The sequence below is a fragment of the Aeromicrobium sp. genome (assembly GCF_014378035.1).
Taxonomy (GTDB): Bacteria; Actinomycetota; Actinomycetes; order Propionibacteriales; family Nocardioidaceae; genus Aeromicrobium.
This window is the reverse complement of record NZ_JACMOM010000035.1, coordinates 1-10,763: the sequence shown is the minus strand read 5'-3', so window position 1 is coordinate 10,763 and position 10,763 is coordinate 1. Positions and strand designations below refer to the sequence as shown.

Below are 10,763 nucleotides of genomic sequence, written 5' to 3'. Positions count from 1 at the left end.
GTCCGAGTTCGACGTCGCCAGCACTCACCACCGCGGTTCCGGCCAGTGGAGCCGAGTTGCTGAACAGCAGCGACGACAGCCCCAGCGTGACCTGGTCGCCCGACGAGTATCCGTCAGCGTCAGGTGCAGAAAGGCTCACGCCCACCGCACGCTGCGCCGAGTCAGGACTGGCAACCGGGTTGCCCTCGAAGTAGTCGACCATGCTCTGCAGGTCGATCTTGCCCGAGTCGGTCGGGTTGGTTCCGGCGCCGAATGCTCCGAAATTGTCGCCGCCCGAGGCCAGGAAGGAGTTCGCCGTGACCGTGAAGACATCGGTGGGGGCGATGGCGACACCGTTCAGGCTCATTCCCGTGACGGTGCCCGTGGTCGGCGAACCGGGTGCGACCGGGTTGACGACGTAGGTGTACTCGAACCCCTCAGACACGCCGAGCTTCAGGAACGGCCTCGACGCTGCGGCTGGCTGCCACTGCTGCTCGAGAACTGCCTTCAGCTGCTCACCGGTCAGCTGCATCGTGACCAGAGTGTTGGCGAACGGCTGCACCGCCGCGGCCTCCGCGAAGGTCACGTTGCCGTCTGGATCGCTCGTGCCGGTCGACGCGTACGCCAGGTCGGCACGAAGGCCGCCGGGGTTCATAAAGGCGATCTCGGCGCCAGCCTCTTTGGTGGCTTCGAGCTGCACGTCGGCAACGAAGTTGCTGAGAGTCGACTCACCGCCGCGGTTCTCGCTGCCCGAGGTCTGCGTGGCGCGCGTGAACGATTCAGTGATGTCACCGACCTGCACGGCCCCCAGCACCTTGGCGACGGCGACAGCGTCTGCGACGATGGCGGCCACCTCGGGGTCGGGCGCTGCTGCTCCGGCGAGCGGCAGGACCTCGGTCGTGAAGGACAGCAGCTCCCCGGTCTTCGGGTCTACCGAGATCGAGGAGTGAGCGTACTTCTCGCCATACTGGCCCGACGAGATCACCGGGCGCAGCGTGTCTGTGCCCGCGATCGGGATGAGGTGGTTGTACGCGAGGTGGGTGTGGCCGGAGATGATCGCATCCACGTTCGCGTTGGTGCCGTTGACGATGCCACCGAATGCCGAATCATCCGTGGCGCTAGAGATGTCGGTCGTGGCCGCACCCTCGTGTACGAGAAGCACGATCACGTCGGCCTCACCGTTGGACAGATCCCCATCACTCAGAGCATCGGCAACACGGTTGACCTCTGGCACGACAGGCTTGATCTCCAGGCTCGCAATACCGGCGGGGCTGACCAGGCTAGACAGCTGGTCCGTCGTCGCACCGATGAATCCGATGGTGACGTCGCCGAAGGTCTCGAGCGAGTACTCGTCGTACGCCGCCTCGCCCGTCGCCTTGTCGAAGAGGTTCGCCGAGAGGTAGTCCCAGCTGGCCGCCGGCAGGATGCGGTTGTCGAGGTCAGCGCGACCCTGATCGAACTCGTGGTTACCCAACGCGCTCGCATCCAGTCCCATTGCGTTGAACGCATCGATCGTCGGCTGGTCGTTCTGAATGAACGAGGTGAAGGTGGATGCACCGATGAGGTCACCCGCGCCGACGAAAGCGGTGTTCGGGTTCGCGGCACGGTATTGGTTCACAGTTCCCGCGAGCACTGCGGCGCCGGCAACGGCCCGTGACGCTTCCAGGCGCCCGTGGAAGTCATTGATGCTCAACAGGTCGATGTCGACGGGGGGAAGGGCCGAGCTCAGCCCGATCTTCACCGGGTCGTGGTCGCTCGAACGGAACGGCGTGCCTGCCTCGGCGGCGTCGAACTCGTATCCGCGGTCAGACCACTCAGAGGAGTTGATGTTCCAGACATCCACGCCGGTGACGGAGGCCACCAGCGATGGCGATGCGAACGCGTGGTCGAGCGAGCCGAGCTCACCGTTGAACGTGTACGTGTACTCGTCTGTGTTGTCCGGCACGAGGTCGACGAAGCCCGCTGCGGTCAGCACCTGGGCAGGATCCTCCTCGTGGTAGGCGTTGAAGTCACCGAGCAGCATGACGTCTGCGCCCTTGGCGGGGTCGGCCGTGATGCCGTCGACGAAGTTCTTCAGGCTGGTCGCCTGCTCCGTGCGGTCTGCGTTGAAGAAGCCCTGCAGGTCGGCCGGCTCTGCGCCGCCGCCCGCGGGTGGACTCTTCGACTTGAAGTGGTTGGCGACGACCGTGATGGTCTTGCCATCGACGTCGAATGTCTGGGCCAGCGGCTCACGCGCGTTGTCCCACACCGCTTCGTTGATATCAGCGAAGCTCTCGCCCATCGGTGTGGCCGTCGCGGTCTTGTAGATGATCGCGTTGGTGATGAAGTCCGTGGTGGCGGCATCGAGCAGCGCTGTCGGAGTCGGCACGAAGCCCCAGACCGTCGAACCTGCCGCGGCATTGAGTGCGTCGACCAGGTTTCCCAGCGCCTCGTCGGCAGATTCGCCCAGCTTGACCGAGTTCTCGATCTCCATCAGCGCGACAACATCCGCGTCGAGCGAGTTGATCGCCGAGACGATCTTGGACTGCTGGATAGCGAAGTCCGCCGCGTTGTCGGCTCCACGGGCATCCCCGCCGAACGTCGTGAAGTAGTTGAACACGTTGAACGCGCCGACGGAGAAGTCGCCGCCCACCTCAGCCGGGGAATCGGTGCGGGGGTTCAGGCTCTCAAAGGTCGGCTCGAAGGCCGCGTACTCGGCGGGCGAGGTGCTGCTCAGCGGACGCTGCGGCTGCAGGCGCCAGTCGGAGAAACCCCAGCCGAGGATCATGCCGGCGGCGGGAGCAACGAACTTATCCCCGTTGCGCACTACCCTGGCGGTGTCGAAGTACGGCTGGGTTCCCGGGTGCACACCGTTGCTGACCTGGATGCTGTAGCCGTCATCGACCAGAAGGCGGTTGGCCCGGTTCGCTACGGCAATCGCGTTGGCGGCCTCGCCGGCGTCCGTGGTCTCTGTCGCCTTGACCGCGAGGTCACCGACGTTCAGCCAGAGCGAACCGAAGTTGAAGAGCTGGTGACTCGACGAGAGGTAGGCGGATTCCGGGGTGACGAGCATCCCCTCGAATGCCTCACGCGCGGCGCCAGTGGCGGCGTCGGGAAGGATCGTCGACGCGGGGACACCGACATCGGGGGTCACGACGGTGTATGCCTCGTTCGTGGTGGCACTAATCTGGGTCTGGCCGTTGAACTCGCTCGCTACCCCGGTGACGGTGATGAGGTCGCCGATGGCGACGGCCGGGTCGGCGTTGGCGGAGTAGACGAAGATTGCGTCTGAGCGACCGTCCGCGGGATCTCCCGCAGGGTCCTGAAGGTAGAAGCCGCGATAGCCGCTGGCCGTGCTGTTGCGGTAGTCGCCAGTGACGACGCCCTGCACGGTGACGGTGGTACCGGCGAGCGGGGTGACATCGGTGGTGCCCTGCACATCGGCAATGGTTCCGGTGATGTCGGCGGCCGACGAGGGAACCGCCGTCAGGCTCGTGAACGCGAGGGCGAGCGCGGTGGTCGTTGCAACGGCCACCACCCTCCTGCGCGAACGGGGGGGCTGGTGCTTTCCCGGGGTGGGAATGGATGCTGGCATGACTCGACGGTCTCCTTCTGGGGGCAAATCGGCACAGGTTCTACCCCTTTTCGGGGGTCAGCCTTCACCCTAGGGGTGGCCACCCATAAAAGTCGAGAGGCAGCACAAAGAGGTCACGAGACCGTCACCCGTTGGTAACCCTGTTGCGCAGGCCAGCCCTGCCTCAACGCGCCGAAGCCGGCTGAGACCGTTCAGATGCCCGGCTGTTTTAGATGTAGTAGATCGTCGAATCCGAGTAGGAGTCCGTCGCGGCCGGGGCGCGGGGCCTGGGCACCGCGGGCGAACCCACCAGCACGGAGCCCTCTGGCGCATCCGCCACCACGACCGAATTCGCACCGATCACCGAATGCGAACCGATTCTGACGTTGCCGAGAACGGTCGCGCCCGCGCCCACCACGATGTCGTCACCGAGGGTCGGATGCCGCTTCTCGTGAAGCGCACTCGTACCGCCCAGAGTCACAGCGTGGTACATCAGCACGTCGTCGCCGATGACGGTCGTCTCGCCGATGACGACGCCCATGCCGTGGTCGATGAAGAACCGTCGACCAATGGTGGCACCCGGATGGATCTCGACCCCCGTCAGGAAACGGGCCAACTGAGAGACTGCGCGTCCCGCGGTCTTCAGTTCGTGCATCCAGAGCCAGTGGGCCAATCTGAAGCCCCACACCGCGTGCAGCCCCGAGTAGGTCAGCCAGATCTCGAAGCTGGATCGAGCGGCGGGGTCACGCCTGCGAGCGTTGGCGATGTCTTCCCGGATTCGGGAGAACGGCACTATCCGGCCAGGTTTTCGTACAGCACCGTTGAGAGGTAGCGCTCGCCATAGCTGGCGACGATGACCACGATCGTCTTGCCAGCATTCTCGGGGCGGGCGGCCAGCTGCAGGGCGGCCTCGACCGTCGCCCCCGATGAGATGCCCGCGAGAATGCCTTCCTCAGCTGCAAGCCTGCGTGCCATCGAAACCGACTGCGCGATGTTGATATCGATGATCTCGTCGTAGCCGTCCCGGTCAAGGATCGCCGGGATGAAGTTGGCTCCGATGCCGGCGATCTTATGCGGACCCGCGGCTCCACCGTTGAGGATCGGCGACTCCTCGGGCTCGACACCCACCACCGTCACACCAGGCTTCTGCTGCTTCAGGTAGTTACCTGTGCCGGAGAGAGTTCCACCTGTGCCGATGCCGGCGACAAAGATGTCGACGGCGCCGTCTGTGTCGTTCCAGATCTCGGGGCCGGTTGTGGCGAAGTGGATGGCCGGGTTGGCGGCATTCTCAAACTGCCTCGTCAGCACAGCCCCAGGAGTGTTGGCAGCGATCTCGGCCGCCTTCGAGACGGTGCCCTTCATGCCCTCCGCCGCCGGAGTCAGGACCAGTTCTGCGCCATAGGCCCTCAGCAGCGTCTTGCGCTCCTGGCTCATGCTCTCCGGCATGGTGAGGATGACCTTGTAGCCGCGGGCAGCGCCCACCATGGCCAGAGCGATACCGGTGTTCCCGCTGGTGCCCTCGACCAGGGTGCCGCCGGGCTTCAGCTCGCCCGACTTCTCGGCGGCATCCACAATCGCGACGCCGAGTTGATCCTTGACGCTCGCGGAGGGGTTGTAGAACTCGAGCTTGGCCAGGACTGTCGCACCCAGGCCCTCAGTGACCTTGTTGAGGCGCACGAGGGGTGTGTTGCCGAAGACCTCGGTGATGTCATTGTGGATGCGGGCCATGGGGTGCCTTTCGTGAGAAACCGGTGGTGATCAGCCTAAGCAGTGCTGGCTGGGTGCGTCTCAGAGTTACAGCGCACACCGGGGCTCCGGAATTCCCACGGCACACGACGATGGCTCCCGGGCCGACCCTGACCCGTCCACAACTCCTGCAGATTGCGCGGGAAAAGTTCGAGAAACCCCGGAACGTCGGGAGTGGGGGCCGCTCGGCGACGAGATCTGCAGGAGTTATGGACACGGCAGACGACGATGGCACCCACCCTCTCGGATGAGTGCCATCGTGCTACTGCATGCTGTGCAGCCGTGCGGGTGTGACTACGTGTACTACAGCGCTGCGAGCTCGTCGAGCACCGCGTCGCCCGGAGCCGCGTAGACAGACGTCGCCTCGATCTCGGCCCGACCGAGCAGCTCGTCCATCTTGCGACGACGGTTGCGGTTGATCAGGGTGACGACGGTTCCGACCTTGCCGGCACGCCCCGTGCGACCCGAGCGGTGGAGGTACGTCTTGTACTCCTCCGGCGCGTCGGCCTGGATGACCAGCGAGATGTCATCGACGTGGATGCCGCGTGCCGCGACGTCAGTCGCGACAAGCACGTTCACGCGACCGCTGGTCAGCAGCTGCAGGTTGCGCGTACGGCGCGATTGGTTGAGGTCACCGTGGAGGCTGGTCGCGGGGATTCCGGCATCCTCCAGGTAGTCGCTCATCTCTTCGGCGAATGCGCGCGTGCGGGTGAAGATGAGGGTCTTGCCCTCGCCCGCGGCGAGCTGCTGGATGATCTGGCGCTTATCGCGCTGCTCGATGAGCAGCACCTTGTGATCGATAGTGGATGACGCCTGATCCTCACCCGCGACCTCGTGCACCGCCGGGTCGACCAGGAACTGCTTGACCAGGGTGGCGACACCCTTGTCAAGGGTTGCCGAGAACAGCAGCTTCTGGCCGCCCTTGCTCGTCTCCTGCAGGATGCGCTGCACGGGCTCGAGGAATCCGAGGTCGCACATGTGGTCGGCCTCGTCGAGCACAGTCACGATGACGTTGCTGAGGTCGAGACGACCCTGCTCAATGAGGTCCTCGACGCGGCCGGGCGTCGCAATGACGATATCGACGCCGCGCTGCAACGCCGAGACCTGCTTGAACTGGGGAACGCCACCGACGATGGTCGTGGTGAACAGGCCGACTGAGCGGGCGATCGGCTGCACGGTGCGGTCGATCTGCATGGCCAGTTCGCGGGTCGGAGCCAGGATGAGCGCGCGCGGCTTGCGACCCATCTGGCGGTCTTTGCCACCGTTGTTCTCCATGAGGCGCTCGACGAGAGGAGCGCCGAACGCGATCGTCTTGCCTGAGCCCGTCTTGCCACGTCCGAGGACGTCGCGGCCCGAGAGCACATCCGGAATCGTCGCTGCCTGGATCGCGAAGGGGGCCTCTGCCCCCATGCTCGCGAGCTGGCGCACGATGTTGCTGCCGAGGCCGAGGTCAGCGAAGGTCACGCCTTCGACGTCGGTCGCGGTGATGACGGCGGCTTCGAGGCGCTCAAGCACGACGTCCTCGACGGGTCCGGTCGTGGTGCGAGCCGTGTAGTAGTCACTCTCGCGCTGGGGAGCGCGATCGTCGAAGTCACGGCGAGGGGCGCGGTCGCCGCGGTCTGGGCGGTCGTAGCTCGGACGCTCGGAGCGGGCGTTGTTGTACGCGGGACGCTCGGTACGCGCTGGGCGGTCCGAGTTGTATGCGGGACGTGCTGGACGGTCGCTGTTGTACGCCGGGCGGTCAGTCCGCGCGGGGCGATCGCTGTTGTAGCTCGGACGGTCTGTGCTGCGGGCGGGGCGCTCGCTGCCGTATGACGGGCGATCCGTGCGCGGAGCGCGGTCGTTGTAGGCCGGGCGGTCGTTGCTGCGGGCCGGACGGTCGGAGTTGTAAGACGGGCGGGCCGGACGATCCGCGTTGTACGCGGGACGCTCCGGACGATCAGAGCCGGACGACGGGCGATCGTTGCTGCGGGCGGGACGCTCCGAGTTGTAGCTCGGGCGATCGTTGCTGCGGGCCGGACGGTCGCCGCCATATGCCGGACGGTCCGTGCGCGCAGCACGGTCGTTGTACGACGGGCGATCATTGCTGCGGGCCGGACGGTCCGAGTTGTATGCGGGGCGCTCCGTGCGGCCCGGGCGGTCACCATAGGACGGACGCTCCACTGCCGGACGGTCGCCGTACGACGGGCGGTCGGGCTTGCGGTCGCCGTACGACGGGCGTGTGCCACGCTCCTGCGCCTGGCGATCCTGGTACGAAGGCTTGGAGTCGCGGGGGCTCCAGTCGGGGCGGCGGTCGTCGCGCGCAGGGCGGGCCGAACCGGTTGAGCGGTCGCCCGTACGTGCGGCACGGTCATCCCCGGTCCAACGCTTCTTGGGAGCGCCGGAAGCGCTACCGCGAGCACTGGATGACGGAGTGGACTTATAGGGCTTCTTGCCACCAGCGGGCGGCTTGGAGCTTGATGAATTCGAGTAAGAGGGCATGGTTCTTTCTGGGTTCTCTGTTGTTGTGAATTAACCCGCGTGAACACGTCACGCGTGAGCAAACACAGAGCGCATGAAGGTAGGCACCGACAGCGTTGGATAGACGCGCCATGCCCTACTGAACCCGGGCGATCTTTGACCGGGGCCGTCACATACATTCGTGTGATTGTCACCAACTGAAGTAGTTGGCAAACCGGCCCGCAAGACTACAAACCCATGCGCGAACGCTCGCGCTGTCTTGAGCCGACTTGCCTACATTACTCCATCGAGGCAGATACGGCCAGAGCAGCGACGCGGGGCGATGGCGGGGCGCGCGGCTGGCTGGCGCTGGGCCGCAGCCTACGCGCTAGTGACCGCGGGCTCCGCCGCAGCGCGCGTGGCGCGACGATCGTCACGCCGCTCCCTGGCACCCTCGACCAGGTAGTACAGCACGGGCAGCACCACGAGCGTCAGCAGGGTCGACGACACGAGGCCGCCGATCACGATGATGGCGAGCGGCTGCGAGATGAACCCACCGTTGCCGGTGAGGCCGATTCCCAGCGGCAGCAGCGCGAAGATCGTCGCCGTCGCGGTCATCAGGATGGGCCGCAGTCGACGTGAGGCACCCTGCATGATCGCCTCCCGGACCGTCATACCGCGCGTGCGGTATTGGTTGATCAGGTCGACGAGAACGATCGCATTGGTGACGACGATTCCGATCAGCATGAGCACGCCGATCAGGGAGGCAACACCGAGCGGGATGCCCGAGATGACCTGCAGCGCGATCGCTCCCGTCGCGGCGAACGGCACGGACACCAGCAGCAGCAAGGGCTGTCGCAGGCTCTTGAACGTCGCGACCATCACCACGTACACGATCAGGATGGCCACGAGCAGCGCGAGCCCCAGCTGACTGAAGGCGTCGGCCTGCTGGGTGGTAACGCCACCCAGCTCGGCGTCGGCACCGGCCGGCAGCGTGGCATCCTGAACCGCCGCGGTCACCGCCGCAGACGCTGTCCCGACGTCGTCGCTGTTGGGTGTGACGCTGACCGTCGCACTGCGCACACCCCTGATGGCGGTGATCGACGCCGGGCCGTTCTGCTGGTCGACGGTGGCCAGATCCGACAGCGGGATGAGCCCGGTCGCCGTCGGAATGCTGAAGTCGCGCAACTGCTGCACCGTTGTCGGGGCGCTGTCGTTGAGGATGTAAATCGACAGCGTCTTCGCGTCGATCACCACCGATCCGACGGAGGAGGGGTTCATCGCCGCGGTGACGATTCCCCCCACCTGGATCTCGCTCAGCCCGGCCTCTGCCGCCGCGTCTCGGTCGACCGTGATGGCGATGAACGGTTGATCGTTGGACAGGTTGCTCGACGCTTCGGCGACGACGTCGAGGTTCTTCACTGCCGCGAGAATGACATCGGCCGCGTCGCGCAGTTCAGCCTCGCTGGTCGCGGTGATGTTGACCTCGATAGTGGATGACGCGAAGCCACCGCCCGCGGCAGCCAGCGTGATCTCACCGGCGTCGCTGATGTCGGCGACCGCCGCCCGCACGTCGGCTTGCACCGTCACCTGGTCGGCGTTCGGGTCGGTCGTGAGAGAGAAGGTGGAGCTGCCCGAGCCCGTGAACACCGAGCGCAGGTTGTTGCCGCTCGAACCGATCGAGAGCTGCACGGTCTCAACCCCGTCGACATCCTGGAGGACCGATTCGACTTTCATGGCCGCGGCGTCGCGGGCGTCGAGGCTGGCGCCGAGCGGCAGGGTCTGGCTGACCGTGAGCGTGTTCTGGCCGCTGTCCCCGATGAAGTTGGTCTTCATGAACGGGATGAGCGCGACGGTTCCTCCGAGAAGGAGCACAGCCGCGAGGATCACCGCGACGGGCCTTTTCAACGTGAAGTTCAGTACGGGAAGGTAGCCCTTCTGCAGTCGAGTCGGTGTGTCGAGCTCATCGGCGGGACGGCCATCCACTGCGGTCGGTCCGGCATGTTTGCGAGGTTGCTTGCTACCCAGGAACCAGTACGCAAGCACAGGCACGATCGTCAGCGACACGAAGAGGGATGCGGCCAGCGCGATGGTAACGGTGAGGGCGAACGGCCTGAACAGCTCTCCCGTGATGTCGCCGACCAGCGCGATGGGCAGGAATACGGCGACCGTGGTGGCCGTCGATGCCGTGACCGCGCCCGCAACCTCCTTGACGGCGGTGAGGATGGCCGGCAGCTTTTCCTCGCCCAGCCCGATGTGCCTCTTGATGTTCTCGATGACGACGATCGAATCGCCGACCACGCGCCCGATCGCGATCGTGAGGGCCCCGAGCGTGATGATGTTCAGCGTGTAGCCAGCCGCCTGCATGCCGATGAAGGTGATGAGGACGGAGGCCGGGATCGAAATGGCGGTGACCAGTGTGGAGCGCACGGATAGCAGGAACAGCAGGATCACGATCACCGCGAACGCGAGGCCGAGAAGGCCCTCGGTCGCGAGGGAGTTGATCGACTCTTCGATGAAGGGCGCCTGGTCGAAGGCGATAGTGAACGTGGTGTTCTGGCCGAGGGCTTTCTCCAGATCCGGGATGAGGTCGCGCACCTCCTGCGAGACCGCCACCGTATTGCCCGCCGGGGTCTTGGTGATCGCGATGGTCAGCGCCGGCTCGCCGTTGACCCGGGAAATGCCGGTGACCGGATCGGTTACGAGGGCGACGGTGGAGACGTCGGACATCCTGACCAGTGCGCCCGTCGAACCGCCGAGCAGCGGGAGGGCGGCGACCTCGTCGGTCGTCGTGATGCGCGCACCTGCCTGAACCGTGAGGGTCTTCTCGTTCTCGGTGATCTGGCCGGCCGGCAGCAGGACGCCATTGTCGTCGAGCGCATCACGGATCGCCTGAGTGGTCAGGCCTCGCGCGAGCAGCTCGTCCTGGTTTGGGGTGATGACGAGGCGCTGCGCCGTGGTTCCGAGCAGGCTGACGTCGCTGACGTCGTCGAGCTTCTTGAGGTCGACGATGGTCGAGCTCTCGAGTTTGGCCGACAGGTCATCG

At 65.7% G+C, this 10,763-nt stretch carries 5 protein-coding genes; all 5 read right to left on the bottom strand.

From position 1 onward, the window contains the following. Window positions 1-3,493: ExeM/NucH family extracellular endonuclease (locus H7290_RS02260; RefSeq protein ID WP_290512394.1), on the bottom strand; the 3,493-nt coding region annotated here is incomplete at its 3' end. 268 nt (window positions 3,494-3,761) lie between these two features. Continuing rightward, window positions 3,762-4,325, bottom strand: a complete 564-nt coding sequence (gene epsC / locus H7290_RS02255; RefSeq protein ID WP_290512393.1) for a serine O-acetyltransferase EpsC — start codon at window positions 4,323-4,325, stop codon at window positions 3,762-3,764. Then, on the bottom strand, window positions 4,325-5,260 hold the full coding sequence (gene cysK, locus H7290_RS02250) for a cysteine synthase A (RefSeq protein WP_290512392.1): 936 nt from the start codon (window positions 5,258-5,260) through the stop codon (window positions 4,325-4,327). Before cysK ends, epsC begins: the two co-directional genes overlap by 1 nt. A 321-nt stretch (window positions 5,261-5,581) precedes the next feature. Then, window positions 5,582-7,759, bottom strand: a complete 2,178-nt coding sequence (locus H7290_RS02245) for a DEAD/DEAH box helicase (protein WP_290512391.1) — start codon at window positions 7,757-7,759, stop codon at window positions 5,582-5,584. A 339-nt stretch (window positions 7,760-8,098) separates the two neighbouring features. After that, window positions 8,099-10,763, bottom strand: a 2,665-nt coding sequence (locus tag H7290_RS02240; RefSeq protein ID WP_290512390.1) for an efflux RND transporter permease subunit, incomplete at its 5' end; no start/stop codon positions are given.

Coding starts and splice junctions, on each gene's coding strand:
- cysK (WP_290512392.1), bottom strand. CDS start 5,260: ATGGCCCGCATCCACAATGACATCACCGAGGTCTTCGGCAACACACCC.
- H7290_RS02245 (WP_290512391.1), bottom strand. CDS start 7,759: ATGCCCTCTTACTCGAATTCATCAAGCTCCAAGCCGCCCGCTGGTGGC.